This window comes from Methylobacterium sp. WL120 (assembly GCF_008039465.1).
Classification (GTDB): Bacteria; Pseudomonadota; Alphaproteobacteria; order Rhizobiales; family Beijerinckiaceae; genus Methylobacterium; species Methylobacterium cerastii.
The window spans coordinates 31,209-55,415 of sequence record NZ_VRUT01000012.1; the positions used below are offsets into that span (position 1 = coordinate 31,209).

Annotated in this window: 18 protein-coding genes; 7 read left to right on the plus strand and 11 right to left on the minus strand. The window is 70.4% G+C overall.

Annotated features, from left to right (window positions below; genetic code table 11):
* Window positions 1–17: 17 nt before the first annotated feature.
* Window positions 18–344 (minus strand): amino acid transporter protein, encoded by a 327-nt coding sequence (locus FV229_RS04325; RefSeq protein ID WP_246688047.1) that lies wholly within the window; start codon window positions 342–344, stop codon window positions 18–20.
* Window positions 345–449: 105 nt separating this feature from the next.
* Here FV229_RS04325 and FV229_RS04330 point away from each other — a divergent pair, with 105 nt between their 5' ends.
* The 3 genes from FV229_RS04330 to purH all read left to right on the plus strand — a co-directional run bounded on the left by FV229_RS04330 (window position 450) and on the right by purH (window position 4,809).
* Entirely contained in the window at window positions 450–2,195 is a 1,746-nt protein-coding gene (locus FV229_RS04330; RefSeq protein WP_147750770.1) for a heparinase II/III family protein, read from the plus strand.
* Between the two features lie 94 nt (window positions 2,196–2,289).
* Window positions 2,290–3,093 carry a class I SAM-dependent methyltransferase gene (locus tag FV229_RS04335; protein ID WP_147750771.1) on the plus strand — a complete coding sequence of 268 codons (804 nt, stop codon included), beginning with the start codon at window positions 2,290–2,292 and terminating at the stop codon, window positions 3,091–3,093.
* A 117-nt stretch (window positions 3,094–3,210) separates the two neighbouring features.
* A complete protein-coding gene (gene purH, locus FV229_RS04340; RefSeq protein ID WP_147750772.1) occupies window positions 3,211–4,809 on the plus strand; it encodes a bifunctional phosphoribosylaminoimidazolecarboxamide formyltransferase/IMP cyclohydrolase in 1,599 nt (532 codons plus the stop codon).
* A 169-nt stretch (window positions 4,810–4,978) separates the two neighbouring features.
* Here the strand turns inward: purH and FV229_RS04345 are convergent, their stop codons facing one another.
* From FV229_RS04345 to FV229_RS04365, 5 genes are all read right to left on the minus strand, one after another.
* Entirely contained in the window at window positions 4,979–6,685 is a 1,707-nt protein-coding gene (locus FV229_RS04345) for an MFS transporter (RefSeq protein WP_147750773.1), read from the minus strand.
* Between the two features lie 290 nt (window positions 6,686–6,975).
* A complete protein-coding gene (locus tag FV229_RS04350; protein WP_147750774.1) occupies window positions 6,976–8,670 on the minus strand; it encodes a cation acetate symporter in 1,695 nt (564 codons plus the stop codon).
* Entirely contained in the window at window positions 8,667–9,041 is a 375-nt protein-coding gene (locus tag FV229_RS04355) for a DUF485 domain-containing protein (protein WP_147750775.1), read from the minus strand. The genes FV229_RS04350 and FV229_RS04355 overlap by 4 nt, the downstream gene beginning before the upstream one ends.
* 144 nt (window positions 9,042–9,185) lie before the next feature.
* Window positions 9,186–11,135 (minus strand): acetate--CoA ligase, encoded by a 1,950-nt coding sequence (gene acs, locus FV229_RS04360; protein WP_147750776.1) that lies wholly within the window; start codon window positions 11,133–11,135, stop codon window positions 9,186–9,188.
* Between the two features lie 349 nt (window positions 11,136–11,484).
* Window positions 11,485–14,250: an ATP-binding protein gene (locus FV229_RS04365; RefSeq protein ID WP_147750777.1), complete on the minus strand. Its 2,766-nt coding sequence runs from the start codon at window positions 14,248–14,250 to the stop codon at window positions 11,485–11,487.
* Between the two features lie 228 nt (window positions 14,251–14,478).
* Here FV229_RS04365 and FV229_RS04370 point away from each other — a divergent pair, with 228 nt between their 5' ends.
* From FV229_RS04370 to FV229_RS04380, 3 genes are all read left to right on the plus strand, one after another.
* Window positions 14,479–14,967, plus strand: coding sequence for a phasin (locus tag FV229_RS04370; protein ID WP_147750778.1), 489 nt, complete (start codon window positions 14,479–14,481; stop codon window positions 14,965–14,967).
* Between the two features lie 161 nt (window positions 14,968–15,128).
* Entirely contained in the window at window positions 15,129–15,464 is a 336-nt protein-coding gene (locus FV229_RS04375; RefSeq protein ID WP_147750779.1) for a hypothetical protein, read from the plus strand.
* Between the two features lie 37 nt (window positions 15,465–15,501).
* A complete protein-coding gene (locus FV229_RS04380; RefSeq protein WP_147750780.1) occupies window positions 15,502–16,605 on the plus strand; it encodes a prolyl oligopeptidase family serine peptidase in 1,104 nt (367 codons plus the stop codon).
* 78 nt (window positions 16,606–16,683) lie between these two features.
* Here FV229_RS04380 and FV229_RS04385 read toward each other — a convergent pair whose 3' ends face one another.
* From FV229_RS04385 to FV229_RS04405, 5 genes are all read right to left on the minus strand, one after another.
* A complete protein-coding gene (locus FV229_RS04385) occupies window positions 16,684–17,355 on the minus strand; it encodes a L,D-transpeptidase (RefSeq protein ID WP_147750781.1) in 672 nt (223 codons plus the stop codon).
* A 130-nt stretch (window positions 17,356–17,485) separates the two neighbouring features.
* On the minus strand, window positions 17,486–18,304 hold the full coding sequence (locus FV229_RS04390; RefSeq protein ID WP_147750782.1) for a transglutaminase family protein: 819 nt from the start codon (window positions 18,302–18,304) through the stop codon (window positions 17,486–17,488).
* A gap of 68 nt (window positions 18,305–18,372) precedes the next feature.
* Complete coding sequence (locus tag FV229_RS04395) at window positions 18,373–19,272, minus strand: transglutaminase family protein (protein ID WP_147750783.1); 900 nt, start codon at window positions 19,270–19,272, stop codon at window positions 18,373–18,375.
* A gap of 117 nt (window positions 19,273–19,389) precedes the next feature.
* The gene (locus FV229_RS04400; RefSeq protein WP_147750790.1) at window positions 19,390–19,911 is read right to left on the minus strand and encodes a response regulator; all 522 of its coding nucleotides are present in this window, start codon (window positions 19,909–19,911) and stop codon (window positions 19,390–19,392) included.
* A gap of 181 nt (window positions 19,912–20,092) precedes the next feature.
* Entirely contained in the window at window positions 20,093–21,277 is a 1,185-nt protein-coding gene (locus tag FV229_RS04405) for a transglycosylase SLT domain-containing protein (protein ID WP_147750784.1), read from the minus strand.
* 315 nt (window positions 21,278–21,592) lie between these two features.
* Between FV229_RS04405 and alaS the strand changes: the two genes are divergently transcribed.
* Window positions 21,593–24,207: alanine--tRNA ligase (gene alaS, locus FV229_RS04410; protein WP_147750785.1), on the plus strand; the 2,615-nt coding region annotated here is incomplete at its 3' end.

The window sequence follows — 24,207 nt, forward strand, 5'->3', positions numbered from 1 at the left end:
GAGAACGTGCGGATCGCTCATCGGAGGGTCCTGAGAATCCTGCGTCCCAACCAATGTAGGGCCGCACTCGTCGTCGCGCAAAGGAGGAGGTTGGCGCCCAGGAGCGCGGCTCCGAAGTCGATGCCGGCGAGCCGCCCCGAGAAGACGGGCGCGAGGCCGCCGACGGCCAGAATCGCGATGGCGACGCCGTTCACGTAGGTCGCGGTCAGCTTGGCGCTCTCGTTGGCGACGAGCTTGGCCCGATCGCCCGCATCTCGCGGAGCCTCGGATTCAGTGGCCATCAGGCGGCATGGCGGGCAACCCGGCAGGGAGAAACGGTCCGCCGACGCCGCGGCGGCGGTCATGTCGACCCATGACAGATCGTAAACCGATGGTTAAGACGCCCGCTCTAGCTTGATCGTGAGAGTGACCGGCGCCGATCTCCGCGCGCCGGCCTTCGGGGGACCGACGTGCGTTGGGGGGCTGATCGCTGGCGCTTGTATCGGCTGGTCGGGCGCGAGGTCGCGCGGACCGCGCGCGCCGCCTCGGCGCGTCTCTCCGCGCCGCCGGACATCCTCGCCCGCGTCCGCGTCACCGGCCTGGTCATCGCGCCGCACGACCTGCGCACCTCCGACGCCACCTTCGCCGACGACATCTATGCCGGGCTGTTCGTCTTCGCCGGGCGCTCGCTGGCGGTGAGCGGCGGCTCGCCGTTCGACTACACCCCGCCCTCGCCGGAATGGGCCGACGTGCTCTACGGCTTCGGCTGGCTCAGGCACCTGCGCGCCGCCGACACCGCGCTCGCCCGCTCCAACGCCCGCGCCTTCGTGGCCGACTTCATCGCCGGGCGCGGCGACGCCGCCCTGGCGCGCCAGACGCCGGTGGCCGCGCGCCGGCTGATCTCGTTCCTCAGCCAGTCGCCGCTGGTGCTGGAAGGGGCCGACCACGCCTTCTACCAGGCCTTCCTGAAGGCGCTGGGCCGGGGCGCGCAGCAGCTCGAGCGCGACCTGCGCCGCGGGGTGCCGCCGCAATGGCGGCTGAACGCGGCGGTCGCCTTGTGCTTCGCGGGCCTGTGCTGCGAAGGCATCCAGCCGATCCTGCGGCGGGCCACCCGCGTGCTCTCGCGCGAGCTCGACCGCCAGATCATGGCCGACGGCGGCCACCGCTCGCGCGACCCGCGCTTCGCGATGGAACTGCTCCTCGACCTGCTGCCCCTGCGCCAGAGCTATCTCAGCCGCAGCGTCGAGCCGCCGGCGGCTTTGCTCGGCGCCATCGACCGGATGCTGCCGCTGCTGCGCCTGCTCCGGCACGCCGACGCCTCGCTCAGCCACTTCAACGGCATGGGCGCGACGGCCGCCGACCACCTGGCGACGCTGCTGATCTACGACGGCGCCCTGGCGCAGCCGATGATGCACGCGCCGAACTCCGGCTACGAGCGCCTGGAAGGCGGCCGCATCGTCATCGTGGCCGATGTCGGCGCGCCGCCGCCGCTGCCGTACTCGCTCAACGCCGGGGCCGGCTGCCTCTCCTTCGAGATGTCGAGCGGGCCGCAGCGGATCGTGATCAATTGCGGCCTGCCCGCGAGCGGCCCGGAGCTGCGCCGGCTCGCCCGCACCACCGCCGCCCACTCGACCGCCTGCGTCGCCGACGCGTCGTCCTGCCGCTTCCTCGGGTCGGGCGGGTGGTGGGGCGAGCGCGTCGCCGCGCGCTGGCTCGAGCGGCGGGTCGGCCCCGTGGTCCTGCGCGGCCCCGCGGCGGTGAAGGCCGAGCGCAGCGACGAGGGTCCCGCCACCGTGCTGGCCGCCCGGCACGACGGCTATGCCCGCGACCACGGCATCGTCCACGAGCGGCGCTGGCAGCTCGACGGCGCGGAGGGCCGCCTGGACGGGCAGGACGCGTTCCTGCGCCCGGCGACGAAGGCGGGCCGCGTGCGGACGCAGGACGTGGCGATCCGCTTCCACCTCCACCCGGCGATCGCCGTGCGGTCTTTGGAGGACGGGCTCGAATTGTCCTCGCCGCTGGGCGAGGTCTGGCGGTTCCACGCCACCGGCGCCGAGATCCGGCTGGAGGAGAGCGTCTACTTCGCCGGCCTCACCGGCGCGCGCCGCACCGACCAGATCGTGCTGCACCTGCCGGTCCACGACGACGTGCGCGTCGACTGGACGTTCGAGCGCCTCGCCTCCGCCCCGGGACGCGCGCCGACCGCCGCGGCCTGACCCGACCCAGCGCATCTCTTGGCAGCGATCCGAGCCGGAACGATACTCGGCCCACGGCCAGGGCTGCGACCGCCCCGTCGGATCGGAGGAAACGATGGGATTCCCCTTGGAGCAAAGCTCCGATTTTTCGACCGTTGCCGCTCGATACGATGCGACGCGCGAGATACCTGGGAACGTGCTCTCCACCTGTTACGACCGGCTCATCGAACAAAGCATGTTTCCGGCTGGCGGTAGTATCCTCGATGCTGGCTGCGGGACCGGACAGATCTCGATCCCGCTGGCGGAGCGCGGCTACGCCGTGCGCGGCATCGACATCTCGGAGGCGATGGTGGCGATCGCCCGCGCGAAGCTGCGTCCGGGCTGGAAGGCGGAATACGGGGTCGCCGACGTCCGCCGGATACCCGCCGGCGAAGGGCGCTTCGACGCCGTCGTCGTCTCCAAGCTCTTCATGCACATCGCGGATTGGCAGACGGCCTGCCGCGAACTGGTCCGCGTGCTGCGGCCGGGCGGAACGATCGTACATATCAACGAGCGCGGCCATTTCGCCAACAGTGTTCGCCGCCACTTCGCCAAGCGCGCCGACGAACTCGGCTTCGTGCGGCGGTTTCCCGGCGTGGACCCGAACTCCTATGCGCCGCTCATCGAATTCCTCGACGGGCTCGGTTTTTCCATGACCGAACCGGACATGGCCGACCTGCGATGGCGTTTTCCGATCACCTACGGCGAGGCTCTGGACGGGTTCCGGGAGCGACTCTTCGCCGAGTTCTGGGCCTTGCCGGACGACGCCTACGATCGCGTGCTGGCAGAGACCATGTCGTGGATCGATGCCCACGGCGGGCGCGACCATGTCGAGCACATGAATCCGTTCCTGATGGTCCACGTCTTCCAGGCACGCTGACGGCACCCAAGTTTCCATCGTTCCTCCGCACCTTACGCAGGGCTTAGGAACGCTGGCCCGCCACGCGCCATCCATGCTACCGCGCCCGGGAACACCCTCGAAACGACAAGACCCACGATGTCGCATGATCAGGTGCGGGTTGCCCGCGCGCTCCTTTCCGTCTCCGACAAGGCGGGGCTCGTCGACTTCGCCCGCGCCCTGAGCGCACGCGGCGTCGCCCTCGTCTCCACCGGCGGCACCCACAAGGCGCTGACCGAGGCCGGGCTGCCGGTCACCGAGGTCTCCGAGCTCACCGGCTTCCCCGAGATGATGGACGGGCGGGTGAAGACGCTGCACCCGGCGGTGCATGGCGGGCTGCTCGCCATCCGCGACAACCCCGAACATCAGGCGGCGCTCGCCGCCCACGGCATCGCCGCGATCGACCTGCTCGTGGTCGACCTCTACCCGTTCGAGGCGACGATCGCGGCCGGCCGCTCTTACGACGACTGCGTCGAGAACATCGACATCGGCGGCCCGGCGATGATCCGGGCGGCGGCCAAGAACCACGCCGACGTCGCCGTCGTCACCGACGTCGCCGACTACGCCCCGGTGCTGGACGCCTTGGCGCAGGGGAACGGGACGCTCACCCGCCCGTTCTGCCGCGCGCTCGCTCAGAAGGCCTACGCCCGCACCGCCGCCTACGACGCGGCGATCGCCAACTGGATGTCGGGGCACGTCGAGGCCGCCGGCACCGCGCCCTTCCGGAGCTTCGGCGGAGCGCTCGCGCAGGGGCTGCGCTACGGCGAGAACCCGCATCAGGCGGCGGCCTTCTACCGGGCGCCGGGGATCGCGCGGGCGGGGATCGCCACCGCACGGCAGGTGCAGGGCAAGGAGCTGTCCTACAACAACCTCAACGACACCGACGCGGCCTACGAATGCGTCGCCGAGTTCGATCCGGCGCGCGCGGCGGCGGTGGCGATCATCAAGCACGCCAACCCCTGCGGCGTGGCCGAGGGCGAAAACCTCGTCGAGGCCTATGCCCGCGCGCTCGCCTGCGACCCGACCTCGGCCTTCGGCGGCATCGTCGCGCTGAACCGGCCCCTCGACGCGCAGGCCGCGGCCGAGATCGTCAAGATCTTCACCGAAGTCATCATCGCGCCTGAGGCTTCGGAGGAGGCGATCGCGATCGTGGCCGCCAAGAAGAACCTGCGCCTGCTGCTGGCCGGCGGCCTGCCGGACCCGCGGGCCGCGGGCGACACCGTGCGCACGCTTGCCGGCGGCCTGCTGGTGCAGGGCCGCGACGCCCTGGTGATCGACGACATGGCGCTGACCGTGGTGACGAAGCGCGCCCCGAGCGAGGCGGAGCTTTCCGACCTGCGCTTCGCCTACCGCGTCGCCAAGCACGTGAAATCGAACGCCATCGTCTACGCCAAGGACGGCGCCACCGTCGGCATCGGCGCCGGGCAGATGTCGCGGGTCGATTCCTCGCGGATCGCCGCCTGGAAGGCCGCGGAGGGCGCCCAGCGCCTCGGCCGGGCGGAGAGCCTTGCGGTCGGGGCGGTGGTCGCCTCCGATGCGTTCTTCCCCTTCGCCGACGGCCTGATGGCGGCGGCCGAGGCCGGCGCCACGGCGGTGATCCAGCCCGGCGGCTCGATGCGCGACGACGACGTGATCCGCGCCGCCGACGAAGCCGGTCTGGCGATGGTGTTCACGGGGGTGCGCCACTTCCGGCACTGATCCGCCGTGCGGGCTTGCCTGAGCGACGCCCAAATCCGCCATCCTGGGGGATCGACCGGATTTGGCATGAGAAACGTGAAAGGCCCCGCCGGACAGGCGGGGCCTTTTTGCGTGACGCGACGGCGATCATGCCCCGGCGCAGCGCCGGATCAGGACTGTTCGCCGAGGATCAGCGGCGTGGTGCGGGCGCGTCCGCGTCGGCGTCGATGTCGCGATCCTTGGTCTCCGGCACCAGGAACACGCCGACGATCACGGTCGCGACCGCGATGACGATCGGGTACCAGAGGCCGTAGTAGATGTCGCCGGTCTGGGCGACCATGGCGAAGGCGGTGGCCGGGAGCAGGCCGCCGAACCAGCCGTTGCCGATGTGGTAGGGCAGCGACATCGAGGTGTAGCGGATGCGGGTCGGGAACAGCTCCACCAGCATCGCCGCGATCGGCCCGTAGACCATCGTCACGAACAGGACGAGGACGAAGAGCAGGCCGATCACGCTCGCCACCTGCGGCCGGAAGACGTCGAACGGGCTCTTCATCTTGACGATGCCGGCGTCGTCCGCCTTCGGGTAGCCCGCGGCCTGGAGCGCCGCGGTGGCGGCCTTGCCGAAGTCCGCCGCCGGGCGTCCGGCCGGGAACGGCACGGCGGTGTCGTCGATCTTGACCACGGTCGGCTGGCCGGCGGGCCCGGCTTCGGTGGCGTACTTCACCGACGACTTCGCAAGGAAGTCGCGGGCGAGGTCGCAGGGCGCCGAGAACGTGCGGGTGCCGACCGGGTTGAACAGGGTGCCGCATGCCTTCGGGTCGGCCACCACCGTGACCTTCACCCGGTCGATCGCCCGCTCCAGGGCGGGGTTGGCCACCGCGGTCAGCTCGTGGAACAGCGGGAAGAAGCTCGCCGCCGCGATGGCACAGCCAGCCAGGATGATCGGCTTGCGGCCGATCCGGTCCGAGAGGCCGCCGAAGAACACGAAGAAGCCGGTGCCGAGCAGGAGCGACCAGGCGATCAGCAGGTTCGCGGTGTAGCCGTCGACCTTCAGGATCGATTGCAGGAAGAACAGCGCGTAGAACTGGCCGGTGTACCAGACGACGCCCTGGCCGGCGACGAGGCCGAACAGGGCGATGAGCGCGATCTTCGCGTTCTTCCACCGGCCGAAGGCTTCCGTCAGCGGCGCCTTCGAGGTGGTGCCGTCCGCCTTCATCTTCTGGAAGGCAGGCGATTCGGCGAGTTGCAGGCGGATCCAGACCGAGACGCCGAGCAGCAGCACCGAGACCAGGAACGGGATGCGCCAGCCCCAGACCTTGAACGCCTCCTCGCCGGTGAACGAGCGCGTCGCCAGGATCACCAGCAGCGACAGAAACAGGCCGAGCGTCGCGGTGGTCTGGATCCAGCTGGTGTAGAAGCCGCGTCGTCCGTTCGGGGCGTGCTCGGCGACGTAGGTCGCCGCACCGCCGTACTCGCCGCCGAGCGCGAGGCCCTGCGCCAGGCGCAACACGATCAGGATGATCGGCGCCGCGATGCCGATCGTCTCGGCGTTGGGCAGGATGCCGACGACGAAGGTCGACAGGCCCATGATCAGGATGGTGACCAGGAAGGTGTACTTGCGCCCGACGAGGTCGCCCACGCGGCCGAACACCAGGGCGCCGAACGGGCGGACGATGAAGCCGGCGGCGAAGGCCAGCAACGCGAAGATGTCCCGCGTGGCCGGCGGGTAGGCGGAGAAGAACTGCGCCCCGATGATCGTGGCGAGCGCGCCGTAGAGGTAGAAGTCGTACCACTCGAACACCGTGCCGAGCGACGACGCGAAGATCACGCGCTTGTCGGCGGCTGTCATCGGGCGGGCGGCGTCTCCCGGCCGCGGGATCGTGGTTGCAGCGGCCATGGCGACGGTCCTCCCCATCCTGTCCGTCCCGGCACTCGTTTCGCGGAACCGGGCTCGACGACGACGTGCCGGCAACGCTCGGCCGTTCGCCGAGATTCGAACCCGCGAACGTTAGCGCAGGTGATGGTGCCACTGCATGGGCAGATGGTTTGGAAGGAAGATGAACATGTCGATGTGACGACTTTTCCCCCCCGGATCGCCCGTCGTCCGCGCGCCGCCGCCGGTACGAAAAAGGGGCGCGGCGGATGCCACGCCCCTTTTTCGTCGGGTCCCGTGCGTGACGCCGCGCGTCAGTGCGCGTGGGCGCCATCCGCGCCGATGCCGGTCTCCGAGCGCACGAACTGCGCCTCGAAGGCGGCCCGCTCGCGCTCGGCCCGCCGCGACTTGTCCAGCTTCGAGACGATCCAGATCGTCGCGAAGGCCAGCGGCATCGAGAACAGCGCCGGGTTGTCGTAGGGGAAGATCGCCACCGGGTTGCCGAAGGTCGTCACCCAGACCGCCTTGGACAGCACCACCATGCCGACCGCCGCGATGAGGCCGACGAGGCCGCCGACGAGGGCGCCCCAGGTCGTGGTGCCCTTCCACAGGATCGACATGGTCAGCACCGGGAAGTTGCAGCTCGCCGCCACCGAGAAGGCGAGGCCGACCATGAAGGCGACGTTCTGGTTCTCGAAGACGTAGCCGAGGTAGATCGCCACGATGCCGATGCCGACGGCGGCGAGCTTGGAGAGCCGGACCTCGGCGGCCTCGTTGACGCGCCCGCGGGCGATCACCTGGGCATAGAGGTCGTGGCTGACCGCGGAGGCGCCGGCGAGCGTCAGGCCCGCCACCACCGCGAGGATGGTCGCGAAGGCCACGGCCGAGATGAAGCCGAGGAAGTACGGGCCGCCCACGGCGTTGGCGAGGTTCACCGCCACCATGTTGGTGCCGCCGACCATGTCCTTCAGCTTGTCGAAGGCGCCGGCCGGGCCGAGCTTGAAGTAGCTCGGATCGGACATCAGCAGGGCGATGCCGCCGAAGCCGATGATGAAGGTGAGGATGTAGAAGTACCCAATCAACCCGGTCGCATAAAACACCGACTTGCGGGCCGCCTGCGCGTCCGACACCGTGAAGAAGCGCATCAGGATGTGCGGCAGGCCGGCGGTGCCAAACATCAGGCCGACGCCGAGCGAGATCGCCTCGATCGGATTCGACACGAGACCGCCCGGCGCCATGATCGCGTCACCCTTTGGATGGGTGGCGACGGCGGCGGCGAACAGGGTCTCGGGGTTGAAGCCGTACTTGTAGAGCACCGCGCCGGCCATGAAGGTCGCGCCGCCGAGCAGCAGGCAGGCCTTGATCACCTGCACCCAAGTGGTCGCCTTCATGCCGCCGAACGCCACGTAGACGATCATCAGCACGCCGACGATGATCACGGCGTAGAGGTAGGGCAGGCCGAACAAGAGCTGGATCAGCTTACCCGCGCCGACCATCTGGGCGATCAGGTAGAACGCCACCACAACCAGCGTGCCGACGGCCGAGATGATGCGGATCGAGGTCTGGTCGAGGCGGAACGACGCCACGTCGGCGAAGGTGAACTTGCCGAGGTTGCGCAGCCGCTCGGCGATGAGGAACAACACGATCGGCCAGCCGACCAGGAAGCCGGTGGAGTAGATCAAGCCGTCGAAGCCCGAGGTGTAAACTAAGCCTGAAATGCCGAGGAACGAGGCGGCGGACATGTAGTCGCCGGCGATGGCGAGCGAATTGGTACCGGCCGAGATGCCGCCGCCGGCGGCGTAGAAGTCGGCCGCCGACTTGGTGCCCTTGGCGGCCTTGTAGGTGATGCCGAGGGTGAGCAGCACGAAGAACCCGAACATGCCGATCGCCGGCCAGTTCGTCGCCGCCTTCGTGACCGCGCCGATGTCGGGGCCGGCGGCGAGGGCGGCCGTGACGGCCATGACCGCGAGCGCGCTGCCGAGGACGAGGGGATGCTTGAGACGGTTCATCGGCCGAGATCCCGCTTGAGGGCGGCGGTCAGGTCGTCGTAGCGGCCGTTGGCGCGCTGGACGTAGATGCCGGTGAGAATGAAGGCGAAGAGGATCACGAGGACCCCGAGGAGCAGCCCGAGCGAGGCGGTTCCGCTGCCGATCTTCACGGCGAGCAGGCTCTTGTCGAAGGCGATCAGGCCGATGAAGCCGAAGTAGACGGCGAGCATCAGGCCGGTGAGGATCCAGCCGAAGCGCGTGCGCTCCTCGACGAGCTGGCGGAAGATCGGGCTCTTGGCGACCTTGTCGTCGGCGGAGCCGAGCACGGTGCCGCCGAGCCGCGGCGCTGCTGGGACGGGACGGCCGCCGGGGCCGCTTGATGACGTGGACATGTACGCTCCCTCCGATGAAGGGGACCCGCGATCGGGGCCGCCTTCCGGTCGATGTGACGATGGTTTTTCATGTTGGAGGCGGACACCCGTGGGACGTCCGCCTCGGCGAGCGGGTCGGGACCCGCCCAGCGTCGAAGACCGGCCTCAGGGGGCGCGGTTCTGTCGATTCTCGATCAGGGCGTCGACCACCGCGGGCTCCGCGAGCGTCGAGGTGTCGCCGAGCGAGGAGAAGTCGTCCTCGGCGATCTTGCGCAGGATGCGGCGCATGATCTTGCCCGAGCGGGTCTTGGGCAGGCCCGGTGCGAACTGGATGAGGTCCGGCGAGGCGATCGGGCCGATGTCCTTGCGGACCCAGGTCACCAGCTCCTTGCGCAGCGCGTCGTCGCCCTCCTCGCCCTCGTTGAGGGTGACGTAGGCGTAGATGCCCTGGCCCTTGAGGTTGTGCGGGTAGCCGACGACCGCCGCCTCGGCGACCTTGGCGTGGGCGACCAGCGAGGACTCGACCTCCGCCGTGCCCATGCGGTGGCCCGAGACGTTGATCACGTCGTCGACCCGGCCGGTGATCCAGTAGTAGCCGTCTGCGTCGCGGCGGGCGCCGTCGCCGGTGAAGTACTTGCCCGGATAGGTCGAGAAGTAGGTCTGCTCGAAGCGCTCGTGGTCGCCGTAGACGGTGCGCATCTGGCCGGGCCAGGAATCGGTGATGCAGAGGTTGCCCTCGCACGGGCCGTCGAGGACCTTGCCCTCGGCATCCACCATCGCCGGCTGCACGCCGAAGAAGGGGCGCGTCGCCGAACCGGGCTTCAGCCTGGTCGCCCCGGGCAGCGGCGTGATCAGGATGCCGCCGGTCTCGGTCTGCCACCAGGTGTCGACGACGGCGCAACGCGAGTCGCCGACCACCCTGTAGTACCAGTCCCAGGCCTCGGGGTTGATCGGCTCGCCGACCGACCCGAGCACGCGCAGGCTGGCGCGCGAGGTCTTCTTCACCGGCCCCTCGCCGCCGCCCATCAGCGAGCGGATCGCGGTGGGCGCGGTGTAGAAGATGTTGACCTTGTGCTTGTCGACCACGTCCCAGAAGCGGGAGTTCGACGGATAGGTCGGGATGCCCTCGAACATCAGCGTCGTCGCACCGTTGGCGAGCGGCCCGTAGACGATGTAGCTGTGGCCGGTGACCCAGCCGACGTCGGCGGTGCACCAGTAGACCTCGCCCTCGCGGTAGTCGAAGACGTACTCGTGCGTCATCGCCGCGTAGACCAGGTAGCCGCCGGTGGTGTGCACCACGCCCTTGGGCTGTCCGGTCGAGCCCGAGGTGTAGAGGATGAAGAGCGGGTGCTCGGCCTCCACCGCCTCGGCGGGGCACTGGTCGGTCACCTGCTCGGCGGCCTCGTGGTAGTAGACGTCGCGGCCGGGCTCCATCGCCACGCTGCCGCCGGTGCGGCGCACGACGACCACGTGGTCCACCACGTCCTTGCCGAGGCGGGCGATCGCCGCGTCGACGTTGGCCTTCAGCGGCACCTTGCGGCCTCCGCGCAGGCCCTCGTCGGCGGTGATGACGATCTTCGAGTCGCAGCCCTCGATGCGCGAGGCCAGCGAATCCGGGGAGAAGCCGCCGAAGACGATCGAATGCACGGCACCGAGGCGGGCGCAGGCCAGCATCGCGTAGGCGGCCTCGGGAATCATCGGCATGTAGATGGTGACGCGATCACCCTTCTCGACGCCGCGGTTGCGCAGCACGTTGGCCATCCGGCAGACCTGCGCGTGCAGCTCGCGGTAGGTGATGTGCTTGGACTCGTTCGGGTCGTCGCCTTCCCAGATGATCGCGGTCTGGTCTCCGCGGGTCTCGAGGTGCCGGTCGACGCAGTTGTAGGCGACGTTGGTCCTGCCGTCCTCGAACCACTTGATCGAGACCTTGCCCGGCTCGAAGCTGGTGTCCTTGACCTTCGAGAACGGCGTCATCCAATCGATGCGCTTGCCATGCTCGGCCCAGAAGGCATCCGGGTCCGAGACGGAGGCCGCGTACATCTCGAGATACTTGGCGTCGTCGGCATGGGCGCCCTCGCGCCACGAATCCCGCACCTCGACGATCTTCTCGTCCATCCCGCGTCTCCCTGATTGGTGCCCGATCGTATCGCGGTGGCCCGCGCAGCCGGGTCTTCCAAAGATTATCGTCGGCTTCGGCATGACGCCAACGCCTGCCACAGCCTCGAACCCTAAAAGGTCAGGGGCAACCCAATTCCTGCTAGGGGCGCCCGCAGAGGACTGTCAAGCCGGTCCGTCGCCCGCGACGACGCCTCGTTCGACCCCTGTTCAGATGATCGAGGCGGCCCGACGTCCCGATTTCGTGCCTGATGGATGATCTGCACGGCTGAGCGTGCGGAGTCTAACGGCACTGCTACGTTTCTAGCCAGTCTTCTGACAAAGATCGGGGATTGTTTTGGCACGCCCGTCACATAACCCGCATTTTAGATCCTGGGAGAAGAATCTCCACCAGCATCCCCTCACCGCTACGGTTGGAGACGCGCACGCGGCCGTGGTTGGCCTCGATCAACGCCTTGGTGAGCGGCAAGCCGAGCCCGGTACCATGCGCCTCGCCGCCCTCGCGCGGGGCACGCCCGGCCTCGATCTCGGACGCGCGCGCGCCCGGGCCGGTGCCGCGCACCTTGAGCGCGACCCCGCCGCGCTCTCCCGGCGTCGTCGAGACGATTACCTGGCCGCCGGCCGCGGTCGCCCGGATCGCCTCGCCGATCACGGCGAGCGCCGCCTGCCGCAGCGACGGCTCGTCCGCCTCCAGCGGCGCTAGGTCCGGCGAGAAGCTGGTGCGCAGGACGATGCGCCCGCGCGCCGCCTCGGGCTGCAGGAGTTCGACGCAGCCCGAGACGAGCTCGTTCAAGGGCAGCGGCCGGACTGAGAGGGCGAGGCCGCCGGACTCGATGGTGGCGATCTCGATCAGGTCGGAGACCAGTCCGCGCACGTGGTCGCCCGCCGCCCGGATCGCGCGCAGCGGCACGCGGTAACGCTCGTCGAGCACCCCGTGCGGTTCCGCGAGGATGCCGTCGGCGAGGCCGACGATGCCCTCGACCGGCGTGCGGATCTCGCGGTCGAGGTGCCCAAGGAAGGCGGGGCGATCGAAGGCTTGGGGATCGAAGGCTTGGGGATCGACATCCGAAGTGCTCCGCGCCGCGACCTCGGACGGCGCGCGCAGTACCGCGACGCGGGCGCCCTCTCGGACCGACACCCGCAGCGTCACGGGCCGGCCGCTGGCGGCGATGCTGATTTCGGTGCCGAGGCCGGCGAGGGCGGCGCGGACCACGTCCCGCTGCGCGGCATCGAACAGGGAATCGAAGGCGGTGCCGACCACCTCGCGCGGCTCGCAGGCGAACAGGGCGGCGGCGGCGCGGTTCATCGCGACGATGCGGCCGGCCGCATCGAGGGTGACGACGCCGTCGTCGAGGGCGTTGAGGGTCGCGCGGGCGTCGGCGGCGTGGCGCTCGCGAAACGACTCGGCCAAGCGCTCGGCCGCCCGCTCGCGGGCCGGATCGGCCTCGGCGACCACGCGCAGGATGAGGCAGGTCGCCGGCGCGCCGTCCCAGGCCATCGGCCCGCGTTCCACCGCGACCGGCCGGCTGCCGCCCTGCGCCGTCTCGATGATGCGGGGGCCGTCCGACGCCGCCGGATCGCCGCCGGACGGTGCCGGAGGCAGCCCGCGGAACAGGCGACGGAGCCCGGCCGCCTGCAGGCTCGCCAGGTCGGCATGGCCCGTCAGGTCGAGCAGGCGGCGGTTGGCGGCCAGCACCGCGTCGCCGCGATGGATCAGGAGCGCGGCCGGAACGTCGTCTAGCGGCGGCGGCAACGTGTCCCGTGGTGCCGGCGGCGGCGTCTCGGCCGGCCTCGGCACAGGGAAGGGCATCACCGCCGCGCCCGCGCCACGCGAATCCGCGTCGATCGCCTCGCGAACCTCGTCGTCTCCTGCGTAGCGGGCGCCGAGGGCGCGCGCGATCTCGCGGAAGGCCGCGTGCTCGGTCACCGACAGGGCGGCATCGGTACCCTCCTGCGCCGCCACCGGGCGGTCGATGGGAAGGCTCGGCGCGACGGGTTCCGGCACCACACCGGAGAGGAGAGCGTTCGGTGCCACGCCGACGGCCTCGTGCCCCCGACCGGGGCCACGCGCGCCGGACCAGGGATCGCCAGCCGCATGGTCGTCGAGGTGTTCGGTCGCGACCGCGACCGGAGGCCATGCGGCGTTGCGGATGTCGGGGAGCACACGATCCGGCTCACCGGCGGCATTCGGGCGATCGGTATTCGCGTCGGACGGAAGATCGAAGTCCGGCACCTCGACGCTTGCGGTTTCAACCGGATCGGGATGCGTTTCTACCGGGGCGGCCGGCGGTATGGTCGCCACGGCCGGCGCGGTCACGGCGCGCACGACGCCGTACCCGCCCAGACCCGAGAACGCGTCGCCGCTGCGACCCAGGCAGGCGCCGGACAGGTCGAGGGCGAGCGTGCCGACGGTGCCGGCATCCAGAACCGCCGGCAGGGCGCGGAAGGTGTGCCGGGTCTCGACCGCGGCGAGGAACGCGTCGGCGTCGCGCAGCTGACCGGCCTCGGCGAGGTCGGCCCAGCTGCGCCCGACGAGGCGCGGCGCGAGCGCTTCGAAGGATGGCCCCGAGATCGTCGCGATGCGGTCGCCGGCGTCGCTCCGCCAGACGAATCTGTCGCCCCCCGCCGGCGCGACGGCTCGGTCGGAATCGCCGGGCGCATCCGGTGTGGCGTGTCCGGTCGGCTCGGCGGGCGCCGCTTGGCGATCCGGCGCCGGATCGGCCCGGACGGCGCGTGGGCGAATCGTGGGGAGGGGGCCGAGGGCGACGAGGAGCAGGGCGGGCGCGGCCTCGACGGTGCCGCCCGCGATCAGGCACGAGGTCGGCGGCGCGATCCGACGTGGATCGAGGCGCAAGCGCACGAGCCGCGGCCGGGCAATGCCGCCGACGGTGCGGATCTGGCCGGCGAGGCCGGGGCTCAGGCGGCCCGCCTCATCCGCCACCGCGTCGCGGAACGGCACGGCGGCCGGCGAGGCGTGCAGGATCTCGGTCGCCGCCCCGTCGAGGACGAGGAAGGCGCGCGCCGAATCAGCCAGCGGCGCGGCCAGGACGGGATCGCCCGCCCAGGCCTCCAGTGCGGCCTGGAGGCCCGCGCGCGTGCTGTCGCCAACGTTCACCGAATAGTCCCCATCGGCCGCGCCCCGGCCCGTTTCGTGACGGAAAATATGATTGCCCCAGGCTTATTGTAGGCGGAGCGGCTCCGGACGCTGGACCTTTCGCGCGTCCGTCACACGTTTACCTCGCATCAACGTTAATGCTGCTCCGGCGGGTGGCGTACGATGATACATGTGTTATTGTGCAGCGCACAATGATGCGTCCACAGGCAACGTGAGAGGAGACAAGCGATGAGCAATCCCCCGACCTACGAAGTCCCGACCGAGATGCGCGACTTCGCCGAGAAGAGCGTCGACCAGGCCCGCAAGGCCTTCGACAGCTTCATCGGCGCCGCACGCCGCACCGCGGAGACCGTCACCGGCTCCACAGAGGTTACCCGCACCAGCGTCAAGGACGTGTCCTCCCGCGGCTTCGAGTATGCCGAGCAGAACGTCAACGCCGCCTTCGACCTCGCGCAGAAGCTCGTCCGCTCGAAGGACGTGCAGGAGGCGATGCAGCACCAGGCCGAGTTCGTGCGCAGCCAGTTCGCCGCGATCCAGGCGCAGGCCAAGGATTTCGGCGGCCTCGCCCAGAACGCGATGCAGCAGGGTGCCGAGCGCGCCAAGTCCGCGATGCAGGAAGGTGCCGATAACGCCCGCAAGGCGATGGAGCAGGGCGCCGACGCTGCCAAGCAGGCCGCGCACGACGCGCAGGACGCCGCCAACAAGGCGACCCACTAAGCCCGCCGCCAGGCTCGCCCCTCGGGGGCGGGCCACCCGCGCCCGCTCCCGGCCCGTTCCCGATCAATCGGGGGCGGGCCGTCTCGTTTTCGCCCCGATTGCGCGAGCATGCCTGCATCGCGCCCGGACCGGGCACTAGACCCTCCGCCCACAGGGATGCCATGCGACAGATCACACGCCTCGGCCTCGCCGCCCTCCTCTCGACCTGCGCCGTGCAGGCGGCCGACGCGCAGTATTACGACGCGCCGAGGCGCGGGTATTACGAGGAGCGCCCGGCCTACGACGAACGTCCCGTCTACCCGCGGCGCAGCGAGCGCCCGGGCCCGGCCCGCCCGGTCGGCCTGAACTGCGATGCGGTCCAGCAGGGCCTCTCCGGGCCGCAGCCCTATTCCTGCCCGCTGCCGGGCCCGCGCCCGCTCGGCGCGCGATGCTTCTGCGACATGCCGATCGCCTCCTTCAGCCAGCCGCAGACCGCGGTCGGCCGCGTGGTGCCCTGAACCTGCGATCCGGCGACACGCCCGGGACGGGGCCTCGATGCGCACACGATGGCTCGCGGGCGTCGGCCTGGCGCTCGGGCTCGGCATCGCCGGCGCGTCCGCGCAGGGACTCGGCACGGAAGCGATCCGAATCCCGATGGACGCCGCCGGACCGGAGAGCCTCGACGCCCTGGTGATGACGCCCGGCACCCCGGGCCGGCATCCCCTGGCGCTTATCAGCCACGGCTCGCCGCGCTCGGCCGCCGACCGGCCGGGCATGAGCCCGCGGGGCATGCTCTCGCAGATGACCGCCTACGCGCGCCGCGGCTTCGTCGCGGCCGCCGTGATGCGGGGCGGCTACGGCACCTCGTCCGGCGGCTGGGCCGAAGGCTTCGGCCCCTGCGACGACGCCGACTACCTCAAGGCCGGTCGCGCCGGCGCGGCGGACCTTTGGGCGGCGATCGCGTCGCTGGCGCGGCGCCCCAACGTCGATCCGGCGCGCATCCTGGCGGTCGGGCGCTCGGCCGGCGGTTTCGCCACGGTCGCGCTCACCGAATCACCGCCGCCGGGCCTCGTCGCGGCGATCAGCTTTGCCGGCGGTCGCGGCTCGCAGCAGGCGGACCGGGTCTGCAGCGAAAGCGTGCTGATCGACACAGTCCGCACCTTCGGGTCGCGTAGCCAGGTGCCGATGTTGTGGGTCTACGCCGAGTACGACCGCTTCTTCCGGCCCGATCTCGCTGCACGCCTGGTCGCTGCCTTCCGCGAGGGCGGCGGAACGGCGCGCTTCGTCGCCGCGCCCGCCTACGGCTCGGACGGGCACGGCCTGTTCTCGCAAGGGGGGCAACCGATCTGGGAACCGATCGTCGACGCCTTCCTCGCGGCGCACGGCCTTCCCACCGCGGAGGACGCACCCGCACGCGACGGGGCAGCCCTCGAACCGCCGCCGCGGGTCGGCGTCGGCGGATCCAAGGATTTCGAAACCTATCGCGCGGCGGCCTCGCACAAGGCCTTCGCCGTCAGCGCCGGCGGCGCCTACGCGTGGCGGACCGCGCAGGGCACGAAGGCGGCGGCGATCGAGGCGGCGCTGCAACGCTGCGAATTGTCGGCCGGCGGCAAGCCGTGCCGCCTCTACGCGGTCGACGACGCCTACACGGCGGAATGAAGAAGGCCGCGCCACCCTTTCGGATGGCGCGGCCCAGTCGGATCTCGAAGTCGTATCGCGCAGGCTCAGTTCGGCAAATCAGTTCAGGACGACGACCTTGGCGCCGACCTTCACGCGCTCGTAGAGGTCGGTGACGTCGTCGTTGGTCATCCGGATGCAGCCCGAGGACACGGCCTGACCGATCGTGTCCGGCTCGTTGGAGCCGTGGATGCGGTACTCGGTGTTGCCGATGTACATGGCGCGCGCACCGAGCGGGTTCTCGATGCCGCCGGCCATGTAGCGCGGCAGGTCGGGGCGACGGGCGATCATCGCGGCTGGGGGCGTCCACGACGGCCACTCCTTCTTGGCGGTCACGGTCTTGGTGCCCGACCAAGTGAAGCCGGGACGGCCGACGCCGACCCCGTAGCGGATCGCCTCGCCGTTCGGCATCACGAAGTACAGGCGACGCTCGGCGGTGGAGACGACGACGGTGCCTGGGGCGTAGTTGCCGTCGAACGCCACGATCTCGCGGGGGATCGGCTGGACCTGGGCCTGCGGCGCGGCCTGGACACCCTGGCCGTAGCCCGGCTCGTAGACGGGACGATGGCCGTAATAGTCACGGCTCTGCGTGCCCTGGTAACCGTAGGACTGGTCCTGCTCGTATCCGGCATCGGTGCCGAAGGGATCGTAGGTCGATGCGGCCATGGCCGGCACGCTGGCAACAATCGAAAGTCCGAGGAAGGCGGCGAGAGCGGTGGCTGAGGTCTTCATGATGTGGCCTACCTGTGCAGTAACCTTTGCCATTACAAGCGTGAGCATAGGCAGAGGGTTCCACGGCTCGGCCAAGATTTCAGCGGTGCGGGAATACGTAAGCGGCCAAGACGTGCCCGGCGGGGCGCGCTCACGCCATCTCGTCGGTGTGCACGTCGAAGCGGGCGAGGTGCACGTAGCCGAAGTTGGTGGTGATCGCGACGTCGGTGGCGTCGCGCCCGCGGGCCATGACGATGCGGCCGATGCGCGGTGCGTTGTGGCGGGCGTCGAACGTGTACCAGACCCCGCCCTGCGGCCCGTCGAGGTAGACCTCGAACCAGGCGGAGAAGTCCATCGGCGCCGGGTCCTTCGGCACGCCGATGTCGCCGAGATAGCCGGTGCAGTAGCGCGCCGGGATGTTCATGCAGCGGCAGAAGGTGACGGCCAAGTGCGCGAAGTCGCGGCACACGCCCTCGCGCTGCATGAAGCCGTCATGGGCGCTACGGGTGGCGTCGGCGCGCATGTAGTCGAAGCGGATGCGCTCGTGGGTGTAATCGACGATCGCCTGGACCCGGGCCCAGCCCTCCGGCGTCGCGCCGAACAGCGACCAAGCGGTCTGCGAGAGCTTGTCAGTGTCGCAGTAGCGCGAGCCGAGGAGGTAGACGAGGACCTCGTCCGGCAGGTCCTGCACCGCGAACTGCCGCGCATCCGGCGCATATGCGTCCGGCAGGCCGGAATCCCGCACCGTAAAGTCGGCCGAGATCGTCAGCGGGCCGGTCGGCGTGACGATGCGATGGCAGAGGTTGCCGAAGCCGTCCTCGTATTGATGGCACGGGACCGGAGGATCGAAACTGATCGCCTGCGGCGTCACCAGGTCCGGCAGGCGCGACGGGTGGATGCTGAGCATCAGGATCATCGGGGTCGGCTGCGCCGAGTCGAAGGCGATATCGAAACCGGTCCTGATCTTCATCGCGCCACCTGCCAACCTTTCTCACCGAAGCGCGCGCCGGGCGTGTCCGCCCCGGCGAGCCGGGATGCCTAATGCGCCGGGACGAGGTCCGGTGCCGATGTCTCAGTTACGGCGACGTCGACGCGCATGCCGAGGTCGTCGCTCGTCAGACCGAAATACGAGCCGTGCAGCGGCACCGCCTGCCGCGGGTCGCGGGCGATGGCGACGCGGATCAGGTCGCGGTTGCCGACGATGCCGTTGGTCGGATCGAACTCGATCCAGCCGGCGCCGGGCAGGTAGACGCCGACCCAGGCATGGGTCGAGCCGCCGCCGACGTGGCGGTCACGGTCGTTGCGCGGATTGTAGAGGTAGCCGGAGACGAAGCGGGCCGCCATGCCGAGGGAGCGCACGCCCTCCATCATCAGTACCGCGAAGTCGCGGCACGAGCCGCGCTTGAGGCGGAGCGTCGTCACCGGGTCCTGCACGCCCTTCTCGCTGCGGGCGAGGTAGGTGAAGTTGCGGCGGATGCCGCGGGTCATGTCGGCGAGCAGGTCCTGCGTCGGGATGCGGCCGTCGGCCGGGATGAAGCTGCGCGCCCAGGCATCGACCATGTGGTGGGTGTCTGGCCATTGTCGCTCGATCGAGCGCGACAGGTCCGGCATATCCTCGACGCCGTAGCAGAAGGGATAGTGGGTCGCGTGCGGCGCCAGCGGGAATACGGGCGCGTGCTCTGGGGTGTGGTCGAGGGTGATGCCGCAAGTGAACCGGAGCGTGTCGCTACGCGTGTCGAAGCTCGCGATCGCGACGCAGTTGCCGAACACGTCGAACATCCACCGCACACTCGCCGGCAGCGGGTCGATGTCCAGGGTGGCCTCGATCAGGCGCTGGTCGTAGCTGTCCCGCGGGCGGAACATGATCCGGTGCTCGCCGAACGAGACCGGACGGCGGTAGCGGTACACGGTGACGTGCCGGACGGATAGGATCGGCAAGGACGTAACACTCCGCGGATGCGCCGGTGCGACGGCCGTGCTGCAAGTATCACGCCTCGGCGCCCGTCCCGACTCGGCATCACGGAGGAAACACTTCCGTCGAGGAAACGCTTGGCGTCAGCGGATCGGCGGCGCCGACCCGCCCACGGCACGCTCGGCTTCCACCAGCACGTCGAAGGCGCGCCAGGGCTTCTGAATGAAGACAGCCTCCACCGGAATCTCGGGGCGGCCGACGCAATGCCCGGAGGTGACGACCAGCCGCGCCCGCGGCCACAGCGTCGCGACCGCATGCGCCAGCTGGAGCCCGTCCATCTCACCGGCGAGGCGCACGTCGGCGAAGACCAGGGCGACGTCGCCGCCGCGCGCCTGCAGAACCGCGAGCGCCGCCTCGGCGCTGTCGCAGCCGACCACTGCGAGCTCGGTCTCCTCGAGCAGGGCCTCGGCGAGGACGCGCACTTCCCGGTTGTCCTCGACCACCAGCGCGATGCGCTGCAGCTGTGCGACCGGTGCCGCGGCAGGCTCGCCGGCCTCGGACTGCCGGACCTTGCGCACCAGGGCGGCCAGATGCTCCGGCACGCCCTCGGCGACCAGGCTGTCGTAGAACGAGGCCAGGGTCTCCCCGATCCGGTCGAGGGGGATGTCGGGGCTCAAGGTGTCGATGGGCCGGTGGCGCAGCGGATTGGTCAAGAACTTCCCCCGAAGTCTTCGCGTCGCGCCCCGCGGATGCGGAGGCTCTTGAAGCAAGAAGTCGGGAACGCGCCGTCAGTTGCGCCGGCTCCACGATTCAGGCGGTCGTTCGATCCGGGCGGACCGCGAAAAATCAGCGGGCCGTCGCGTCGGCGTCGGCGTAGGCCATCACGCCCGACACGGCGCGGACGTCGCGGTAGCGCGCGCCGCGGGCGCTCATCATCGCCTCGAACTTCTCGTGGACCTGGGCGACCGACAAGCTCGCGGCCTTGCGGCGACGGCTGCGCTCGGAGGCGAAGAAGATCGAGCGGTTGGCACGCGCCGGCCCGGGAAGCAGCTGGGCGGCGGCGGCACCGGGCTTGTCGACGACCTTGGCAAGGAACGATTCGGCGTCGTCCGGCCCGAGGAAGTGGGCGAGGTAGACCTCGCCGAGCGACAGCTCGCGCCCGATCCGCAGGGAGATCCGCGCGGCGTCGCGCTTCAGCATCTCGCCGGCGAGCAGCGCCGAGAGGTAGGGGTCGCGGCGCAATTCGAGAATCCGGGTGCGCTCGGCGGCATCCGCCACCGTCGGCCGGTCGTTGGCGTCGGGGACGATCACCGACGCCTCCTTCTCCATCCCGTACTTGGCGCCGAAGTCGCGCACGCAGCCGAGCCAGGTCCGCTCGATGAACTGGTACAGACCGGTGGCCGAAGAGGTCTTCGCCTGCACGGCGGTGATGAAGCTCGATTCCTTGTCGGCCACCGCCATCAGCAGCACCGGATCGGTCTGCACGGCCTGGGCGGCGCGCACGATCGTCTGAACGATGTGGCGGCGGATCTTCATCGGCCCGAACTCAAGCACGTCGTTCGGGTCGCCGCCGGCGCTCTCCGAGAGCAGGAAGTCGTAGGAGACGCGGTCGACCGCGTTGGAGCCGAGCTCGGTGTCCAGGTCGTGGACCGCGGCGAAGGCCGAGGAGGCGCGCAGCACCACCGGCGCCTCGGCGACGACGGGCGGCAGCGCGCTCACCTGGATGCGCGGGCGGGGCATCGGGATCTCGGTGGCGGCCTGGGCCGAGGACACCGCGTTCTCGAGGCCGATCTTGCCGAGCTCGACGCCCGAGCCGATCAGCAGGGCGCTCAGCGCGCCGGCGAACAGCGACATCGAGAGGACGGAGCGGGCGAGCGCCGGGCGGCTGCCGTGGCCGCGGCCGACCGGGGCGGAGAGGGTGATGCAGTCGGCGGCGCCTGCGCCGAAACGGCCCGCGGGCGCCACCTTGGAGACGCCGGCGGTGCTGGACGTGATGGCCTTGCGAGACGTTCCGACGGTGCGGCCCAGCATGTGCGACTCAAAATCCCAATTTCGCGCCGACGGCGGCGCCACCCCCTGATCTGGCTTGACAGATGTGGCGACAACACGGCCGCGGTTGGGTCATTCCGGTGGCGCCGCCGGTTTTGCGCGCCCAGGCATCCGCTACCCTCTCGCGAGCCCTTCGCGCGGACCCAAGTTGCGAACCCATGATCGGAAACTGTGACTTGTGATCGGAACCCGTGACTTGGAGCCCGTCCCTCCGTATGAGGGCGCATCCGCGACGAACGGCCAGGGACGGCCGGGCGTCGCCGCGCGAAAAAGCCCGGCCCAGCACAGAGTTATCCGATGAGCGGCGTCAACGAGATCCGGTCGGCCTTCCTCGACTACTTCGCGGGTGCGGGGCACACGATCGTGCCCTCGTCCTCGCTCGTGCCGAAGAACGACCCGACCCTGATGTTCACCAACGCCGGGATGGTGCAGTTCAAGAACGTCTTCACCGGCGTCGAGAAGCGCCCCTACAGCCAGGCGACGACGGCGCAGAAATGCGTCCGCGCCGGCGGCAAGCACAACGACCTCGACAACGTCGGCTACACCGCGCGTCACCACACCTTCTTCGAGATGCTCGGCAACTTCTCGTTCGGCGACTACTTCAAGCCGCGAGCGATCGAGCTGGCCTGGAACCTGATCACCAAGGAGTTCGGCCTGAAGCCGGACCGGCTCCTGGTCACCGTCTACGCCGACGACGACGAGGCGGCGACGCTGTGGCGCAAGATCGCCGGGTTCTCCGACGACCGGATCATCCGCATCGGCACCTCGGACAACTTCTGGCAGATGGGCGACACCGGTCCCTGCGGGCCGTGCTCGGAGATCTTCATCGACCAGGGTCCGGGGCTCGCCGGCGGCCCACCCGGCTCGCCCGACGAAGACGGCGACCGCTTCCTCGAGTTCTGGAACCTCGTGTTCATGCAGTACGAGCAGGTCGAGCCGGGCAACCGGCTGGTCCTGCCGCGTCCGTCGATCGACACCGGCATGGGCCTCGAGCGCATGGCCGCGATCCTACAGGGCGTGACCTCGAACTACGAGACCGACCTCTTCCGCGCGCTGATCGACGCCGTGTCGCACGCGGTCGGCCGGCCGCCGGAGGCCTCCAACGTCGCCTCCTACCGCGTCATCGCCGACCACCTGCGCGCCGGCAGCTTCCTGATCGGGGACGGCGTGCTGCCGGGCAACGAGGGCCGCGGCTACGTGCTGCGCCGCATCCTGCGCCGCGCCATGCGCCACCTCGAGCTGCTCGGCTCGCGCGAGCCCGTGATGTTCCGCCTGGTGCCGACGCTGGTGCGCGAGATGGGGCAGGCCTACCCCGAGCTGGTGCGGGCCGAGAGCCTGATCTCCGAGACCCTGCGCCTCGAGGAGACCCGCTTCCGCCGCACCCTGGAGCGCGGCCTCGCGATCCTCGACGCCGAGACCCGCGACCTCGCCGCCGGCCAGAACCTCGCCGGCGAGACCGCCTTCACCCTCTACGATACCTACGGCTTCCCCCTCGACCTGACGCAGGACGCACTGAAGGCCCGCGGCATCGGCGTCGACACCGACGCCTTCGCCGTCGCGATGCAGCGCCAGAAGCAGGCGGCGCGCGCGGCGTGGTCGGGCTCGGGCGAGGCCGCCACCGAGACCGTGTGGTTCTCCGTGCGCGACCGAACCGGCGCCACCGAGTTCCTGGGCTACGAGGCGGAGGCCGCCGAGGGCGTCGTGACGGCGCTGCTGCGCGACGGCGCCGAGGTCGAGGCCCTGCAGGCCGGCGAGAGCGGGCTGCTCGTGGCCAACCAGACGCCGTTCTACGCCGAATCGGGCGGCCAGGTCGGCGACACCGGCACGCTCGCGGCGCCGGGGCTGAAGGCGCGGGTCACCAACACCGAGAAGAAGCTCGGCGATCTCTTCGTCCACCACGTCACCGTGGACGAAGGCACGCTAAGCGTCGGCCAGGCCGTCGAGCTGAAGGTCGACCACGCCCGCCGGGCCGCGATCCGCGCCAACCACTCCGCTACCCACCTCCTGCACGAAGCCTTGCGCCAGGTGCTCGGCGACCACGTCGCGCAGAAGGGCTCGCTCGTCTCGTCCGAGCGCCTACGCTTCGACATCTCCCACCCGAAGCCGATCGAGGCAGCCGAACTCGCCCGCGTCGAGGATATCGCCAACGCGGTGCTGCTGCAGAACGCGCCGGTGGTGACCAAGCTGATGGCGGTGGACGAGGCGATCGAATCCGGCGCCCGCGCGCTGTTTGGCGAGAAGTACGGCGACGAGGTCCGCGTCGTCTCCATGGGCCGGCCGGTGGACGAGGCCGGGCGGGAGGTCGAGGGCGGGCGCCTACAGAGCTTCTCGATCGAGCTCTGCGGCGGCACGCACGCCGCCCGCACCGGCGACATCGGCACCATCACGATCCTCGCCGAGAGCGCGGTCGGCGCCGGCATCCGCCGCATCGAGGCGATGACGGCCGACGCCGCCCGCCGACACCGCAGCGAGGAGAGCCGCACCCTCGGGGCGCTCGCCTCCCAGCTCAAGGCGCCGGTGGCGGAGGTGTCCGACCGGCTCACAGGGCTGCTGGAGGATCGCCGCCGGCTGGAGCGCGAGGTCTCGGACCTGCGCAAGAAGCTGGCGATGGGCGGCAGCGCCGGAGGCGGCGACGAGGCCACGGAGGTGGCCGGCGTCAAGCTGATGGCGCGCGCCATCGAGGGCGTCGAGATGCGCGACCTCAAGAGCCTGGCCGATGCCGGCAAGCAGAAGCTCGGCTCCGGCATCGTCGCCATCGTCGGCGTCGGCGCCGACGGCAAGGCCGGTCTCGTGGTCGGCGTCACCGCCGATCTCACCGAGCGCTACGACGCCGTCGCCCTGGTGCGGGCCGGCGCCGGCCATCTCGGCGGCAAGGGCGGCGGCGGCCGGCGCGACATGGCCCAGGCCGGCGG